Here is a 16,218-nt window from a genome sequence, read left to right as displayed (position 1 = left end):
ACTCGCTTCCGCGGCCCCGCGCCGGGCTCCGGGCGGGACGGGAAACGCCTGGACGGGTCGGAGGACGTTACGAACGGGCCCGGCGGGATACTCACGGGGCCAAGCGGTTCTCAGCCGGCCCGGAGGCCCGGCCGGCGGTGTGACACGGGAGGGTGTCGTGAGCGTGGCGACGGGAACCAGAGGACGCGTGCCCAGCGGAGCCCCTGTCGGGGCCGGAGGACGAGCATGAGCACTCCGTCGAGGGAGAGACACGGGGACGACGGGGGCGAACTCCGGTCGCCCGTCAGTTCGCACAACGAATGGGACCCGCTGGAGGAGGTCGTCGTCGGCCGCCTGGACGGCGCCACCACCCCCTCGCGGCATTCCGTCGTCTCCTGCAATGTGCCGCCGTGGGCCGCCCGGTTCCAGCGGCTCGCCGCGGGCTTCAGGTATCCGCAGGCCCTGATCGAACCGGCTCAGCGCGAGCTCGATCAGTTCGTCACGCTCCTCCAGTCCCTCGGCATCACGGTGACCCGCCCCGATCCGGTCGACCACCGGCAGCGGTTCTCGACTCCGGACTGGTCGTCGCGGGGCTTCTGCAACACCTGTCCCCGGGACAGCATGCTGGTGATCGGCGAAGAGATCATCGAAACCCCGATGGCCTGGCCGTGCAGGTACTTCGAGACCCACTCCTACCGCGCGCTGCTCAAGGACTACTTCCGCAGAGGCGCCCGCTGGACGGCCGCACCGAAGCCGCAGCTCACCGAAGCGCTGTACGACCCCCGCTACCGGCCTCCGGAGCCGGGCGAACCCATGCGCTACATCCTGACCGAGTTCGAGCCCGTCTTCGACGCCGCTGATTTCGTCCGTGCGGGCCGGGACCTGTTCGTCACCCGGAGCAACGTCACCAATGGCATGGGCATCGAATGGGTGCGACGCCACCTCGGTCCCGACTACCGGGTCCACGAGATCGAGAGCCGCTGCCGTACGCCCATGCACATCGACACCACGTTTCTCGTGCTCGCCCCCGGCAAGGCGCTGGTCAATCCGGAGTACATCGACGTGGACCGCCTTCCCGAGGTCCTGGACTCCTGGGACATCCTGGTCGCGCCCCAGCCCGACCCGATCCGCGATCCCCTGCTCCAGATCACCTCGCTGTGCGGAAAGTGGCTCAGCATGAACGTCCTCATGATCGACGAGAGGCGTGTCATCGCGGAGCGGCATCACACCACCATGCTGCGCGCCCTGGAGAAGTGGGGATTCGAGCCCATCCCGTGCGACCTGCTGCACTACGCGCCCTTCGGCGGGTCCTTCCACTGCGCGACCCTCGACATCCGGCGTCGCGGCACCCTGGAGTCCTACGTCGACTGAGTCGCGGACCTGCTGCCGGTCCGGTCCCGGCCGGCCAGCAGGCGCTGGGCGGCCGACAGCGCGGTCGCCGCGGCCCGGGTGGAACGGATGGCGGCGCGAGCGGCGTTGGCGCCCGGAGCGCCGTGCACCCCGCCGCCCGGGTGGGCGGACGCGGAGGCCAGGTACAGGCCCTTCACGGCCGTTTCGGGGCGGCCCGTGCCCGGCACCGGCCGGAACACCAGCTGCTGGTGCATCGAGGCCGTGCCCCCGTTGATCGCGCCGTTGTGCAGATTGGCGTCCGCGCTCTGCAAGGACGCCGGGGCAAGGATCCGCCGGGCCCGGATCCGGCTGCGGAAACCGGGGGCGTACCGCTCCACCCGCTCCTCCACCCGGTCGGCCATCCGCTCCTGTTCCCCGGCGTCCCAGCGGCCGGTCAGCCCGTCCCCGCCCGCGTCCGCCTTCACCGTGTGCGGCACGTGCGTGTAGGCCCACGCCGACTCGGTGTCCAGCGGCGACCGGGTCGCGTCGGCCGTGGTCATCTGCCCCACCAGCAGGAACGGTCGGTCCGGGACCAGCCCGCGGGCGATCTGGGACGCCCAGCGGGTGAGCTCGTCGACCCCTTCCGCCAGGTGGACGGTCCCCGCCGAGGCGGCGGCCGCGCTGCTCCACGGGACCGGACCGTTCAGCGCCCAGTCGACCTTGAACGTCGCGAAGTCCCACTGGAACCGTCGCATGTCGTCCAGGAGCCGGCCGGGCAGGTGCTCGGCGGCGATCAGCGATCCGTACAGGTCGGGGGCGGCGACGTCGGCCACTACGGCCCGGCGCGCGGGGACCGCCTCCCCGGACATCGTACGAACGCCCACGGCACGGCCCCGGCGCACGACGACCTCGGTGACCCGCTGCCCGCACCGCACGCTGCCCCCACGGTTGCGCAGCCGCCTCACGAGCGCCGCGGTGAGGGCCCCCGCGCCTCCGACGGGGACCGGAAATCCGTGGAACTGCCCGAGCATGGACATCAGCCAGCCGAAGCCGCCGCTGCCCGCCGCCTCCGGGGCCAGATCGGCGTGCAGGGCGTTGCCCGCCAGCAGCAGCCGGCCGCCCTCCCCGGCGAACTCCTCCTCGCCCAGCCTGCGGACCGGCAGGACGAGTGACCGGGCCAGCCGCAGCCCGCCCGCGGCCCGGAGCCGCGCCGCCAGCACCGCCCCGGACCGGACCGGGGGGAAGGGCGAGAAGAGGGCGTTGACGATGTCGTCGCCCAGCCGGTCCCAGATGCGGCAGAGGCCCAGCCAGCCGTCGCCGTCGCCGGGTGCGAAACGGTCGAGGGCGGCGGCGGTCGCCGACCGGTCGCGGTCCAGCACGGCGCAGCTGCCGTCGAGCAGCGGATGCGCGAGCACATGGGGCGCGTGGCTCCAGCGGAGCCCTTCCCGTCCGAGGTCCAGCCGGGCCAGCACCGGGGAGGCCGCGGCCAGCGGATAGAACGAGCTGAACAGGTCGTTGACGTACTCCGGGTGGACTCCGCGGTCGCTGCGGACCGCGCCTCCCGGTTCGTCCTGTGCCTCCAGCACCTCCACCGACCAGCCGGCGTCGGCGAGCAGGTTGGCCGCCACCAGGCCGTTGGGACCGGCGCCGATCACTACCGCGTCGACCATGGACGTGTCACCCTCCGTTGCAGCGACGGGATTCCCTTCTGCGCCGGGATCCGGCGGTCAGCCGCCGGGCGTGGCGAGGCGCTCACCGTCACCCTCGCCCGCCGGCGTCATGCGTTCGGTCAGCCGGGCGAGGCGCGCCAGCATGGTGCGGTGGCGGATCTGGATCAGGGAGTCCAGCAGGACGTTGTGGAGCGTGCCGCCCACCCCGCGCAAGGGGTGTTCGTCGACGATCACGAGCGTTCGGGAGCCCCACGGCCGGATGTCCAGGGCGATGCGCGCCGATCCCAGCGGACCGGCCTCGGCCTCCAGTTCCAGCGTCCGGGGCCTTTCGATGCGCCGGACCACCGTGCGGCCGGTGAACTCCTTGGGCCCCAGGCGCACGCAGTAGGTGATCGAGGAGTCCAGCTCGGGCCAGTCGCCCTGCTCCAGGTGGGACTCCGAGGTGCCCACCACCCATTTGCCGTACAGGCGTTCGTCTTCCAGTACGGCCCACACGGCGGACGGGGAGCGGTCGATGAGATGCTGCCGGGCGGCCATGTTCGTCCTGTTCGTCGATCGGGGTTCTGCCTCGGTTCGCCGGTCGGGACGTCCCGACCGCACGACGTCGTGCCGCTACCGGGTACCACGGGTACGGATGGCCAAACGCCCCGCGGCCTCAGGCTCGCGGGCTGTTCGGCGTGAGCTGTCGGATGCGCCCGTCGAGTTCACGGCGGTAGAAGTCGACGAAGCCGTCGGGGTCGGGGCCCGCGTTCTGCATGACCAGCCTGTCGAAGCCCGCGTCGACGAACTGCTGAGCCACCTCGACGTACCGTCCGGGGTCCGCTCCGCACGCGAACTTGCCCAGGATGTCCTCCTCGCGCACGGTGGTGGTCGCAGCGTCGAAGTTGACCGGATTGGGCAGCTCACTCATCACCTTCCACCCGGTCAGGGCCCAGCGCGACGTCTCCAGGGCGGCGCGCGCGGCGGTGTGCTCGTCGGGGGCCCAGGCCATCGGGACCTCCGCGTAGCACGGGCCGGAGCCGCCGGCGTCCCGGTAGTGCCGGACGATGCTCGGCTTGTCCTCCGTGGCGAACAGGCCGTCGCCCAGCTCGGCGGCGATACGGGTCGACTCCGGGCCGCTGGCGGCCACCGCGATCAGCGGCGCTTCGTCGGGGAGGTCGAAGACGCGGGCGTCCCGCAGCCGCAGATGCTTCCCCTCGTAGGACCGGTAACCTCCGCTCCACAGCAGGCGGATGATCTCCAGGGCTTCGGTGAGCATCTCGTGGCGGGTGCTGACCGCGTCGGGGAAGCCGGAGCCGACGACGTGTTCGTTGAGCCTCTCCCCCGAGCCGACGCCCAGGACGAAGCGGCCTTCCGAGAGCAGGGCGAGGGTCGCGGCCGCCTGAGCGATGACGGCCGGGTGGTAGCGCACGGTGGGGCAGGTCACCCCGGTCGCCAGTCCGATCCGTGACGTCCGGGCCGCGATGCTCCCCAGCACCGTCCAGGCGAAGGGTGAATGCCCCTGGTTGTCGAGCCAGGGGTGGTAGTGGTCGCTGATCTCGACGAAGTCGAATCCCGCCTCCTCGGCGAGCACCGCCTGCCTGACCAGCTCCGCCGGACCGAACGCCTCCGCCGCCAGCTTGTATCCCACCTGCATGTGATCCTCATTCCGCACGCGCCATGGTCGCTTTGTCCGCATGGGGTACCCCCTGATGCCCCTGCCTAACGGCCGCCCCGCTCATCACCCGCGCCGCCTCCCGCCCCGGCCCTCCGCACGGGCGTCGTTCTCCGCCGCACGGGGGTTTCGCGACCGGCGACCGGTGTTTCCCACCGCGCGGGCGTTTCGCGGTCGGCGATCGGTGTACCCGTACGGGACAGCGGCACCGGCCGCGACGTACGGGACGAACCACACCCTGGAGGTACTCATGACCACCGTGGTCAAGGACATGCTGACCGCCTACCCCGCCGACCTGGGCCGGGTGGACCGCGAGAAGCTCGCCCGCTGCATCGAGGAGTGCGTCGCCTGCGCCCAGGCGTGCACGGCGTGCGCCGACGCCTGCCTGTCCGAGGAGTCGGTCGCCGACCTCACCAAGTGCATCCGCACCGATGCCGACTGCGCCGACGTCTGCGCGACGACCGCCGCCGTTCTCTCGCGCCACACGGGCTACGACGCCAACGTGACCCGGGCGGTCCTCCAAGCCTGCGCCACCGTCTGCAAAGCCTGTGCCGACGAGTGCGAGACCCACGCGGACCGGCACGGTCACTGCCGTGTCTGTGCCGAGGCGTGCCGTCGCTGTGAGCAGGCGTGCGACGACCTGCTCTCCTCCTTGGGCTGACCCCGGGCAGCCGCTTCCCGGGCCGGCCGCGGGGGGAACACCCGGGCCGGCGGCCTCAGCGGGCAGAGCGCCCTCGCGGCGGCCTCGGGCGGCTCGTCCCCGTACGCGCCCCGTACGCCCCCCGCCTGCTCACGGAGCGTCCTCGGCGGGGCGGGGCCAGGCGGCCTCGCGCAGCAGTCGCAGGCCGTTGAGGCCGACGATGACGGTGGAGCCCTCGTGCCCGGCCACGCCGAGCGGCAGCGGGAGGGTGCCGATGAGGTCCCAGGCGACCAGGACGGCGATGAACGTCCCGGCGATGGCCAGATTCTGGACGACCAGGCGGCGGGCGGTGCGGGAGAGGGCCACGACGGCGGGGATCGCGGCGAGTTCGTCGCGTACGACGACGGCGTCCGCCGTTTCCAGCGCCAGGTCGGACCCCGCCCGGCCCATCGCGATGCCGGTGTGCGCCGCGGCCAGCGCGGGCGCGTCGTTGACCCCGTCGCCGACGACCAGGACGCGCAGGCCCTCGGCCTCCCACGCCCGTACCGCGGCGACCTTGTCCTCGGGAAGCAGTCCGGCGCGGACGTCGGTGATGCCGGCCTCGCCGGCCAGGTGGCGGGCGGCCCGCTCGTTGTCGCCGGTGAGCAGGACCGGGGCGCGGCCGGTGAGCCGGGTCAGCGCGGCCACCGTGGCCCTCGCGTCGCCACGGAGCCGGTCCGCGATGCCCAGCACTCCGACCGGAGCGCCGTCGCGCAGGACGACGACCGCGGTGCGCCCCCCGTCCTCCAGCGAGCGGACCGTGTCGGCGAACTCCGGTCCGCCCGTCGGCAGGAGCCTGGCCGGAGACCCGACCCGGACGGTGTGTCCCTCGACGGTCGCGGTGACACCGGCCCCGGGGGCGGAGGCGAAACCGGTCGCCCCGGCGAGAACGAGGCCGCGTTCCCGGGCGGCCCGGACGACGGCGCGGCCGAGGGGGTGTTCGCTGGGGTGCTCGGCCGCACCCGCCAGCGCCAGCAGTCCGTCCTCGTCCAGACCCGAGGCGCTAAGGGGGCGGACGTCGGTGACCCGCGGGGCGCCCTCGGTCAGGGTGCCGGTCTTGTCCAGCGCGACCGCGTCGACCTGGCCCAGGCGTTCCATCACGACCGCCGACTTCGCCAGCACCCCGTGGCGGCCCGCGTTGGCGATCGCGGACAGCAGCGGGGGCATGGTGGAGAGGACCACCGCGCACGGGGAGGCGACGATCATGAACGTCATCGCACGCAGCAGCGCGGACCGGAGATCGTCGCCGAAGGCGAGCGGGATGCCGAAGACGGCCAGCGTCGCGATGACCATGCCGATCGAGTAGCGCTGCTCGATCTTCTCGATGAACAGCTGGGTCGGCGCCTTGGTCCCGGAAGCCTCCTCGACCATCCGCACGATCCGGGCGATCACCGAATCCCCCGGGTCCCGCTCCACGCGCACCCGCAGAGCGCCCGTGCCGTTCACCGTGCCGGCGAACACCTCGTCCCCCGCCTGCTTGGCCGACGGCAGGGGCTCGCCGGTGATCGTGGCCTGATCGACATCGCTCGCCCCGTCCAGCACGTGTCCGTCCGCGCCGACCCGCTCACCGGGCCGCACCAGGATGACGTCCCCCACCGCCAGGCGCTCGGCGTCGACCGTCTCCTCGGTGCCGTCCGCCCGCAGCCGGGTCGCGACCGTGGGGGCGAGGTCGAGCAGGCCGCGCACGGAATCCTCGGTGCGGGCCGTGGCGACCGCCTCCAGGGCACCGGAGGTGGCGAAGATGACGATCAGCAGCGCACCGTCCAGGACCTGCCCGATCGAGGCGGCGCCGAGCGCCGCGACGACCATCAGCAGGTCCACGTCCAGGGTCCGCTCCTTCAGGGCCTTGAGCCCCTCCCACCCCGGCTCCCAGCCGCCGGTGACGTAGGTCGCGGCGAACAGCGGTCCCCACGCCCACGCCGGAGCCCCCAGCAGGTACACCGGGAGCGCCAGCAGGAACAGCACCAGTGAGGCCAGCGCCCACCGGGCCTCCGGCAGGGCCAGCAGACGGGTGCGCCGCACCGTCGGCACCGGACGCGGCGGCCCGGGAACCGCCGGCACGGACCGCTGATCCACGACAGAAGACATGACGGAACAACCCTTCACGGGTGGACGACGGGCAACAGGGTCACCATACAGGAACACCTGAACAGCTTTTCAGGTGTCGCGCGTATGATGGCGTCATGGGCCACGGATCCGACGCCACGAGCAGTGCCACCACCCGCGAACGCCTCGACGCGGTCGGCACCGCGGACGTCGCCGCCACCCTCCAGGCCCTCGCCACCCCGTCGCGCCTGCACATCCTGGCGCGGCTCCAGGAAGGGCCCTGCTCGGTCGGCGACCTCGCCGACGCCGTCGGCATGGAAGCCTCCGCCTGCTCCCACCAGCTACGCCTGCTGCGCAACCTCGGCCTGGTCACCGGCGAGCGACACGGCCGCTCGATCATCTACGCCCTCTACGACGACCACGTCGCCGAACTTCTCGACCAGGCCCTCTACCACGTCGAGCACCTGCGCCTGGGGGCACGCGACGGCCTGGCCGGGGCCTCCGAGCCGGCCGTCGCCGACTGATCCCGTCCGGCCGCTCGCCGGACGGCGACCGACGAACGCCGTCGGCCTCAGCCGCCGTCGGCGCCCCCGGCACGGCCGCCCGCGCCGAGGAGACCGGTGGAGGGGTACGCGGCCCCGACGGCCCGGCGGGACCACAGGGTGACCAGGCCGGGCAGTGCCGCCCGTACGGCCTGGACGCCCCGCAGCCAGGCGGGGAAGTACACCGTGACCGAGCGTGACTCGACGGCGGACACCAGGCGTACGGCCACGTCCGCGGCGGGGTAGACCTTGCGGGCGGGCCGGGGCAGGTGCGCGCGCAGGTCGCGCATGACGGCGTGCCGGTCCGCGTCGCGGATCATGTCGGTGTCGATCCAGTTGAGGTAGGCGATGCCCACGGCCACCCCCCGGGGAGCCACTTCGGCGCGCAGGGCGCGGCTGAACGACTCCACACCGGCCTTGGAGGCGCAGTAGGCGCTCATCATGGGGGCTGCGCCGATGGACGCCAGGGAGGCGATCTGGAGGTAGTACCCCCGCGTGTCGAGCAGGGCGGGCAGGAACGTCCGGGCGGTGACGGCGCTCCCGACGAGATTGACGTCGATGACTCGACGCCACGTGGCCGGTTCGGAGCCGACGAACGGTCCGCCCTCCGCGACTCCGGCGTTGGCCACCACCACCGAGGGGGGACCGAAGCGGTCCCGGACCTCGTCGGCGACGCGCGCCATCGCCGCGTCATCGGTGACGTCGACCTCCCAGTGCGCCGATTCGGTCGGCAGGGACCGCGACACCCGGGCGAGGGCGTCCGCCTCCAGGCCGAGCAGGGCCACTTTCGCCCCGCGCTGTGCCAGGCGCCGGGCGACCGCCGCACCGATGCCCCGCGCGGCACCCGTCACCACCGCCGAACGGCCTCGCAGAACGTACTGAAAGCCCGTCACGACATCACGGCGTTCCTCGACCCAGCACCGCACTCACCGTCCCGTCAGGAAAGGGCCGTGGCCGCCTTCTCCGCCACCAGGCGGCGCAGTTGCCCACGAGCGGCCACGAGTGCCGAGGCGATGTCCCGGGTGCCGGTGGTCACGCACAAGGTGTAGCTCACGTCCTCCAGGCGCCGGGTCACCTCCCGGGCGTCCTTTCCGCGTCCGGCCTTCAGTTCGTCGTAACGACGCAGAAGCTCTTCGAGTACCGCGGGGTGGGCCATCAGCATCGCACTCGGCCTTTCTCTCGCAACGGGATGACAGCGGGCCTACGGGGCCGGCGCCGCGAGCTCGTCGGGAACACGGCGGGACCGCCCCGCGGCAGGGGAAAGCGGGACTCGCGAAGGAGTGGGTCAAGGGTGACTCGGCAACCTCACGGCACACCCCGGAAAGGACGGCAGCGGGTCCGAACAGGCCGCTTCCTGACCTTCTCCATCACTTTTCCCACCTCGGCGCCGTTCATGCAAATCGCGCCGCGACACGCCCCGGGAAGGCCGCCAGCACGCCCCGGGACGGCCCCCGTCCGTCCCGGCGCGGCCCTCGGTGTGGCGTCAGGTCCCCGGTTCCGGCAGCGGGTGCTCCCCCTCGGTCGGCCAGCGCAGCAGCGCGCCGAGGCCCCCGACCGGTTCGGCCTGCTCCGGCTCGGCCTCCCCGCGGTTGTCCGCCGCCAGGTCCTCGTCGGGGCTGCGGTCGCGAGCGGCGGCCGCCCCGCCGACGACGACGGCCTCCGCACCGGTCAGCGTCGCCGACCTGAGCAGGGCGTCGTCGGCACGGACGGTGAAGGGTTCCGGTTCGCCGAGCGAGCGGGCGTCGGTCCGGCGCAGCGCGATCTGTTCGGATTTCGGGCCGGCCCAGACCTCCCGGTGGGTGTCGGGCCCGTCCGGCCGAAGCAGGAGGGTGGCGATCCGGTGTTCACGCGCCGCGTCGACCAGCGCCGGAACACCGTCGGCCGCCTCGATCCTGCCGTCGTCGCGGTTCTTGGCCGCGGTGAACCGCTCCAGCGCTTCCGCCGCGCGCAGACCGGCGTACTCGCGGCGCTGTGCGGCGATCCAGTCGTCGAGGAGCGCGGTGTGCGAACCCGCCGCCCGTCCCCCGTGCTCCGTCTCGACGACGGTCGCTCGCAGATGCTCCGGCAGAGCGTCGCGCACGGAACGCCGTTCCCGTACATCGCCGACGAGAACGACCAGGTGCGCGCCGGTCGTGGTCACGGCGTCCTCCACACCCGCCGCCACGGTGCGGGCGTTCTCCTCCCACGTGTTCTCGACGCTCAACTGGAAATGGCGCTCGGACCAGTCGGCGGACGCCGTGCGGTGCACGGGCCAGTCACGGCCCTGCACCGTATCGAGGGAACTGCGCTCGGAGGAGGTCCTCAGCTCGATGTCGGCGCCGACGCGATCGACGCGCACGACCAGCGTGTCCGGCTCGTCGGGGGTCAGTTCCACCAGGGGCGCCACGTGCGGGAGGGGAGCCCAGACGCTGAGGGACTCGCCCGGCGGTGGAATGCCCAGTACGGGATCCAGTACGACCTGGCCGTGGGCGGCGAACACCGCCCTGCCCGCCGTCTGGTCCCCGAAGGCGTACGAGTCGATGGCCCGGCGCACCGCCAGACAGGTCTCCTGGTCCGCCCCTTGTTCCGCCAGTTCCTCGCTGATCTGTCGTCCTTTGAGCTCGCGGCGGCTGAGCGTGGACTCGTCCGCCGCCGAGGTGTCGAGATAGGCCGTGGCCCAGGGCCCAGGGCGGTCGTACAAGGGTGTCAGGTGCGCGAGATCCATAATTTCCTCCCGGTATGTCGGGGTGCGCTCGACTCAACCGAGTACCCCGGCAGGCCACGGCTACACACGCCGGCGGGAGCCGGACCGCGGGCTGGTTTCGGGGCCCGGCTCCCGGGGACCGGTTCCTGGGTCCGGGGTCCGGGACGATTCCGTTTGGCTCCTCCGGGCGCGGGAACCCGGCTGGTCGGCCGAGGGCTCCGAGCCGTGGAGCACGGGATTCAGGGGTTTGCCCCGTGGCCCGGCCCTCGCGCCGCCCAGGTTCCGGAACAAGGGACCGACAGGACGGCGAGAGGCCCGCGTATCTGCGGAGTTTCACACGTTTAGCGCCTATTAGCACGGGTATGCGACGTGTGTGCTTCGGACATGAGGCGCGCCCGTGGGGGCCCCGGGCGGCATGTGTCCGGCTCCCCGCGCTCCCACGGCGACCCGATCAACCGCCGTCGAGGAGTGAGCTCGTATGCAGGCTGCACCTGGCCAGGAACGACGCACGGACGGGGACGACGCTGCCGGGCACGACGCCTTTCGCAGACTGCGTGAGCTGCCTCCCGGACGCGAGCGGGACACGCTGCGTGGCGAGCTGGTCTGCGCATGGCTGCCGATGGCCCACCGAATAGCCTCCCGGTTCCGCAACCGGGGAGAGGCGATGGACGACCTCCGCCAGGTGGCCGCGATGGGGCTCGTCAAGGCGGTGGACCGGTACGACCCCCTGCGCGCCAAGGCGTTCGAGACGTACGCGGTCCCGACCATCACGGGCGAGCTGAAGCGGCACTTCCGGGACCACACCTGGGACGTCCACGTGCCCCGCCGCGTCCAGGACCTCCGCAACCGGGTGCGGACGGTCCGGCGTGATCTCACCCAGACCGCGGGCGGCGGCGCGCCGACGTGCGCCGAGATCGCCGCCGCCTCCGGGCTCAGCGAGGAGGACGTGCTCCTGGGCCTGGAAGCGCTGGAGAGCTACAGCGCCCTCTCGCTGGACGCCGAACCGGCGGGTGCGGAGGGCGGCAGCCCCCTTTCCGAACGGCTGGGCTCCTGCGACCGGGCTCTGGACGTGGCCGTCGACCGCGAAGCCGTGAAGCCGGGACTGAGCAAGCTCCCGGAGCGGGAGCGCACCATCCTCTACCTCCGCTTCTTCCGCGACATGACTCAGGTGAGCATCGCCGAACGCCTCGGGATTTCCCAGATGCACGTCTCGCGCCTGCTCAGTCAGTCCTGCGAACGACTGCGCGACGATGTGCTCCAGGGGGCGGCGTGAGCGGCTTCTGCCGACGGCCGCGCCGACCGGTCGGCGGGCCGGCGGGTCCACGTCCCCGGCTGCCCGCCCGCGAGTCATGAACGCGCTGCTCGCCCGCCTGACGCCCCGGATGCACCGCCCCGACCGGCAGCAGGTGGTGCAGTCCCTGAAGGCGGCCGCCGCGGCCATCATCGCCTGGGCCCTGACCGGATGGTGGCTCACGGCGCCCATGGCGCTGATGGCCCCGTGGGCGGCCGTGGCACTGGTCCAGGGAACCGTCTACCGGTCCGTGCGCACCGCGACCCAGCTGATCATGATGATCACGGCGGGGACCCTGCTCGCCGCCGGCGCCGCGACGCTCACCGGAGACACGATGATCGCCATGATCATCGTCCTCCCCGTGACCGTGTTGCTCGGCAATGTGGCTCCGGTCGGCGGGCAGGGCCTGTACGCGCCGACGACCGCCCTCTTCGTGCTGGCCTACGGCTCGTACTCGTTGCCGGCCGTGGGACACCGGCTGCTGGAGACGGTGGTGGGAGCCGCCGTGGGCATCGCGGTCAACGCTCTCGTCCTGCCGCCGATCCACTCGCTCCACGTCACCGGGCTGGCCCGTTCCCTGCCGCGCGACTGCGGTCGGCTCCTGCGAGACATCGGCGACGAGGTGGAGGACTACGACGCACAGCGGGCGGAACAGTGGCACCGGGACGCCCGCGACCTGTCGGCCGCCCTGTCGGAGCTCCATGTGGCACGGGGACGGGACGCCGAGAGCCTGCGGCTCAACCCCGGCCACCGCCTCCGCCGCCGGACGCCGCCGCCCTCCACCGGATGGGACATCGTCTGGGCCCGGGTGGCGAACCGTCTGCTCGCCCTGACCCTGACTCTGTGGGAGACCGCCTCCGACAGGAGGGGGCTGCCCCGGCCTCCGCGCCGTTCCCTGCACCGACTCGGTCCTCTGCTCTCCGCCGCCGCGGAGGTCTGCGCGGCCGACGAGTCCATCATGGAGCACGGCGCGGACGAGGAGCGGTGCGATCGGCGCGACGCCGCTCTGGCCGATGCCCGTGAGGCCCTCGCCGTCGTGAAGGACGACCTGCACGGGCAGGGCCCCGATGTCGGGGCCGCGCTCGGCAGCCTGGTGGCCGACTGCCATGCCCTCCTCGACGACCTCGCACCCGACGAAGGGGACGCGGGCGTTCCGCCGGCCCGTGTCCACCAGGAAGGGAGTACCGACTGATGCCGTTTCTCCTCGATGCCCGGTTGGACGAGCTGCTCCGGCCCCGCACCGACGCCGGGCGGGTCCTGGTGACCGGCTGGTTCAGCTTCCTGGACGGCGAGGTCACCGCCGGAGACGCGCTGGCCCAACGGGCCGTCTCGGCGTCGCTCGACCGGCTGGGCGTCGCGCACGACACCGCCTGGAGCCCCGCGTTCGCTCCCGGCGGACCCAGCCTGGAGGAGGCGCCGCCACCGCGCTACGAACAGCTTGTGTTCGTCTGCGGGCCCGTTCACGGGCGACAGGTCGCCGCACTCCACCAGCGATACGCCTCCTGCCGTCGCGTCGCCGTCGGCGTGAGCGTGGTGGACCCCGACAGTCCGGCGGTCCGGGGCTTCGACCGCGTACTGGCCCGCGACGGACCGGACGACGCCACCCTGCCGGACCTCGCGGCGGACGCGCCCGTCTCTCGGCCCGCGCCCGTCGTGGGGGTGGCCCTCACCCACGGGCAGGGGGAGTACGGTGACCGGCGCGCCCACGACCGTGTCTCCGAGGTGCTTCTCCCCTGGCTGGCCGGTCAGGACTGTGCGCGGATCGACGCCGACACCCGGCTGGCCCGGGGCGACTGGCGCCATTGCCGGACGCCGGAGCAGTACCTCTCTCTGGCAAGCCGTCTGGACCTCATGGTCACCGACCGGCTGCACGGTCTGGTGCTGGCCCTGCGGGCCGGGGTCCCGGCCCTGGCCGTCGACCCGGTCCTGGGCGGCGCGAAGGTCACGGCGCAGAGCCGGGTCCTGCGCTGGCCCGCGCTGGTGGCCGGCGAGGAGCTGACCACCGGGCTCCTGGACCACTGGTGGGACTGGTGCCTCTCCCCCGCGGGGCGGGCGGCGGCCCGCCGGCGGAGCGAGCGCCTGCCCCGCGGCACACCGGCCCGGGCGACGGCCGCGGGGCGATCCGCAGGTTTGGCCCGGGGCGACGGTGGTACCCGGCCGCTGCCACGGGCCGGCTCCGTCCGGCCGCCGGAGCGCCCCGCCCCTCGCCCGACACCGCCCCTGGAGGAGACATGACCAAAGACACCGGGCCGGTGGCCCCGGTCGCCCTGGTGACCGGGGCCGACTCGGGCATCGGCAGAGCGGTCGCCGTGAAGCTCGCCCAACAGGGGATGGACCTGGGCATCACCTACCACCGCGACCGTCAGGGCGGCGAGGACACCGCCGCCGAGGTCCGCGCGGCCAGCCGGCGCGCCGCCGTCGCCCGGCTCGACCTCAGCGATCTCCCGGTGGCCGCCGAGGTGGTCGACGCCCTCGCGGACGAGCTGGGCCGCGTCGACGTCCTCGTCAACTGCGCGGGCACCGGGACGGCCACTCCGTTCCTCGACCTGGACCACGCCACCGTCCGGCAGGTGATCGACGTGGACCTCGTCGGGCCCTTCCTCTGCTCGCAGCGGGCGGCCCGCCGCATGATCGCCCAGGGGGACGGCGGGCGCATCGTCAACATCACCTCGGTCCACGAGCACCAGCCCCGGGTCGGCGCCGCCCCCTACTGCGCCGCGAAGGGCGGGCTCGGCCTGCTGACCCAGGTGATGGCCCTGGAACTGGCCGAACACGGCATCACGGTGAACGCGGTGGCCCCCGGGGAGATCGCCACTCCGATGACGGGTCAGGAGGACGTCGAGGTGGCGGGCGTGGACCGGCCGGGCATTCCGCTCGGGCGGCCCGGCGACGCCCGGGAGGTCGCCTCCGTCGTCGCCTTCCTCGCCGGACCGGAGTCCTCGTACACGACCGGCGCCTCCTGGGTGGTGGACGGCGGGATGCTGCGCATGGGGCCACAGGCGGGCTCCCATCTGCGCTCCGACGACTGGCGCCGCGGCTGACCCGCGCCGTCGGCTCCGAACCGCGCTCACCACATCCCCCGCTCGCCCCGGAGGCCCCCATGGTCGACAGCACTCTCCCGCTCCTTCTCCACGGATACGCCTGGCTGCCGGACCGCAGGCGGCGCAGCGGCGGGGCACCGGTGCGCACCCGCCTCCTGGGCAAGAGGGCCATCGCGCTGCACGGCCCGGCCGCGGTGCGGTTCTTCTACGACGAGGAGCACATCCACCGGCACGACGCCCTGCCGGGTCCGGTGATCGACACCCTCTTCGGCCGGGGCGCGGTGCACACGCTCGACGGCGAGCGCCACCGGGCGCGCAAAGCGTTGTTCACGGGCCTGCTCATGGACCCGTCGGCGGTGCGGAACCTCGCGGAACGAGTGGACCGGGAGCTGGAGCGGGCGCGGGAGGAGTGGTCCCGGGCGGAGCGCGTCGTGCTCTTCGACGAGCTGGCGAGAGTGCTCACCCGCGCCGTGCACGCCTGGGCCGGTGTGCCGCTGGCCGAGGACGCGGTGAGCCGGACGGCGCGGGACCTGATCGCCATGGTCGACGGCTTCGCCGCCGTGGGCCCCCGCCACATCGCCGCGCGACGGGCGCGCGGCCGTCAGGAGGAGCGGCTGGCGTCCCTGGTGGAAGCCGTTCGCAAGGACGGCGATCCGGGCCCCACGGTTCTCCGGACGATCGCGGCGCACCGGGACGCGGACGGGTCCCCGCTCCCGCCGCGCACCGCCGCGGTCGAGGTGCTCAACGTGCTGCGCCCGACCGTCGCCGTCACCTGGTTCTCCGTGTTCGCCGCGCACGCGCTGCACCGTCACCCCGGACACCGCGAGGCTCTGGCGAGCGACGGGGACCCCGCGTTCGCGTGGGCGTTCGCCCAGGAGGTGCGCCGGTTCTATCCGTTCGCCCCCTTCGTGGGAGGTCTCGCCGCCGAGAGGCTGAAGTGGGCCGGGCGGACGATCGCCCCGGGCACGACGGTGCTGCTGGACCTGTACGGACTCGATCACGACGCGGACCTGTGGCCCGAGCCCTATCGATTCGACCCGTCGCGCTTCCTGACGGGACCGGCCCCCGCCGACGCGCTGGTTCCCCAGGGCGGCGGTCCTGTGGACGGCCACCGGTGCCCCGGGGAGGACGTGACCGTCTCCGTCCTGGCCACGGTGGCCCGCTTCCTGGCGCGGACGCCGTACGACGTCGCCGAACAGGACCTCCGGATTCCGCTGCGGCGGATCCCGACGGCTCCGCGCAGCGGCTTCGTCATCAGCGGCGTCACCGCGGCGCCGGCCGGCCGCCGCGCGGGTGGGTGAACT

Annotated in this window: 15 protein-coding genes; 8 read left to right on the top strand and 7 right to left on the bottom strand. The window is 73.3% G+C overall.

Annotated elements, in window-relative coordinates; all coding sequences use genetic code 11:
- The first annotated feature begins 225 nt into the window (after window positions 1-225).
- Window positions 226-1,350 carry an amidinotransferase gene (locus ACIQMU_RS20115; protein ID WP_352240885.1) on the top strand — a complete coding sequence of 375 codons (1,125 nt, stop codon included), beginning with the start codon at window positions 226-228 and terminating at the stop codon, window positions 1,348-1,350.
- Here the strand turns inward: ACIQMU_RS20115 and ACIQMU_RS20110 are convergent.
- The 3 genes from ACIQMU_RS20110 to ACIQMU_RS20100 all read right to left on the bottom strand — a co-directional run bounded on the left by ACIQMU_RS20110 (window position 1,338) and on the right by ACIQMU_RS20100 (window position 4,614).
- A complete protein-coding gene (locus ACIQMU_RS20110; protein WP_402689342.1) occupies window positions 1,338-2,978 on the bottom strand; it encodes a phytoene desaturase family protein in 1,641 nt (546 codons plus the stop codon). The genes ACIQMU_RS20115 and ACIQMU_RS20110 overlap by 13 nt on opposite strands.
- A gap of 57 nt (window positions 2,979-3,035) precedes the next feature.
- Window positions 3,036-3,515 (bottom strand): SRPBCC family protein, encoded by a 480-nt coding sequence (locus tag ACIQMU_RS20105; protein ID WP_352240887.1) that lies wholly within the window; start codon window positions 3,513-3,515, stop codon window positions 3,036-3,038.
- A 118-nt stretch (window positions 3,516-3,633) separates the two neighbouring features.
- A complete protein-coding gene (locus ACIQMU_RS20100; protein WP_352240888.1) occupies window positions 3,634-4,614 on the bottom strand; it encodes a TIGR03557 family F420-dependent LLM class oxidoreductase in 981 nt (326 codons plus the stop codon).
- A 268-nt stretch (window positions 4,615-4,882) separates the two neighbouring features.
- On the opposite strand from ACIQMU_RS20100, the gene ACIQMU_RS20095 reads away from it, so the two are divergent.
- Window positions 4,883-5,293 (top strand): four-helix bundle copper-binding protein, encoded by a 411-nt coding sequence (locus ACIQMU_RS20095; protein WP_352240889.1) that lies wholly within the window; start codon window positions 4,883-4,885, stop codon window positions 5,291-5,293.
- 129 nt (window positions 5,294-5,422) lie between these two features.
- Here ACIQMU_RS20095 and ACIQMU_RS20090 read toward each other — a convergent pair whose 3' ends face one another.
- The gene (locus tag ACIQMU_RS20090; protein ID WP_402689341.1) at window positions 5,423-7,399 is read right to left on the bottom strand and encodes a heavy metal translocating P-type ATPase; all 1,977 of its coding nucleotides are present in this window, start codon (window positions 7,397-7,399) and stop codon (window positions 5,423-5,425) included.
- A 95-nt stretch (window positions 7,400-7,494) separates the two neighbouring features.
- Between ACIQMU_RS20090 and ACIQMU_RS20085 the strand changes: the two genes are divergently transcribed.
- Window positions 7,495-7,881: an ArsR/SmtB family transcription factor gene (locus ACIQMU_RS20085; protein ID WP_402689340.1), complete on the top strand. Its 387-nt coding sequence runs from the start codon at window positions 7,495-7,497 to the stop codon at window positions 7,879-7,881.
- Window positions 7,882-7,928: 47 nt separating this feature from the next.
- Here ACIQMU_RS20085 and ACIQMU_RS20080 read toward each other — a convergent pair whose 3' ends face one another.
- The 3 genes from ACIQMU_RS20080 to ACIQMU_RS20070 all read right to left on the bottom strand — a co-directional run bounded on the left by ACIQMU_RS20080 (window position 7,929) and on the right by ACIQMU_RS20070 (window position 10,603).
- Complete coding sequence (locus ACIQMU_RS20080; RefSeq protein ID WP_402689339.1) at window positions 7,929-8,792, bottom strand: SDR family oxidoreductase; 864 nt, start codon at window positions 8,790-8,792, stop codon at window positions 7,929-7,931.
- Window positions 8,793-8,836: 44 nt separating this feature from the next.
- Window positions 8,837-9,061 (bottom strand): DUF5133 domain-containing protein, encoded by a 225-nt coding sequence (locus ACIQMU_RS20075; protein ID WP_352240894.1) that lies wholly within the window; start codon window positions 9,059-9,061, stop codon window positions 8,837-8,839.
- A 321-nt stretch (window positions 9,062-9,382) separates the two neighbouring features.
- Window positions 9,383-10,603 (bottom strand): Vms1/Ankzf1 family peptidyl-tRNA hydrolase, encoded by a 1,221-nt coding sequence (locus tag ACIQMU_RS20070; RefSeq protein ID WP_352240895.1) that lies wholly within the window; start codon window positions 10,601-10,603, stop codon window positions 9,383-9,385.
- A 457-nt stretch (window positions 10,604-11,060) separates the two neighbouring features.
- On the opposite strand from ACIQMU_RS20070, the gene ACIQMU_RS20065 reads away from it, so the two are divergent.
- From ACIQMU_RS20065 to ACIQMU_RS20045, 5 genes are all read left to right on the top strand, one after another.
- Window positions 11,061-11,855, top strand: coding sequence for a SigB/SigF/SigG family RNA polymerase sigma factor (locus ACIQMU_RS20065; RefSeq protein WP_352240896.1), 795 nt, complete (start codon window positions 11,061-11,063; stop codon window positions 11,853-11,855).
- Window positions 11,856-11,931: 76 nt separating this feature from the next.
- Entirely contained in the window at window positions 11,932-13,065 is a 1,134-nt protein-coding gene (locus ACIQMU_RS20060) for an aromatic acid exporter family protein (RefSeq protein ID WP_402689338.1), read from the top strand.
- A complete protein-coding gene (locus tag ACIQMU_RS20055) occupies window positions 13,065-14,108 on the top strand; it encodes a polysaccharide pyruvyl transferase family protein (RefSeq protein ID WP_402689337.1) in 1,044 nt (347 codons plus the stop codon). The genes ACIQMU_RS20060 and ACIQMU_RS20055 overlap by 1 nt, the downstream gene beginning before the upstream one ends.
- A complete protein-coding gene (locus tag ACIQMU_RS20050) occupies window positions 14,105-14,914 on the top strand; it encodes an SDR family oxidoreductase (protein ID WP_402689336.1) in 810 nt (269 codons plus the stop codon). Before ACIQMU_RS20055 ends, ACIQMU_RS20050 begins: the two co-directional genes overlap by 4 nt.
- Window positions 14,915-14,973: 59 nt before the next feature.
- Window positions 14,974-16,215: a cytochrome P450 gene (locus ACIQMU_RS20045; protein WP_402689335.1), complete on the top strand. Its 1,242-nt coding sequence runs from the start codon at window positions 14,974-14,976 to the stop codon at window positions 16,213-16,215.
- Window positions 16,216-16,218: the final 3 nt, after the last annotated feature.

This window comes from Streptomyces sp. NPDC091649, assembly GCF_044756785.1.
Taxonomy (GTDB): Bacteria; Actinomycetota; Actinomycetes; order Streptomycetales; family Streptomycetaceae; genus Streptomyces.
This window is presented reverse-complemented; position numbering and strand designations above follow the sequence as displayed.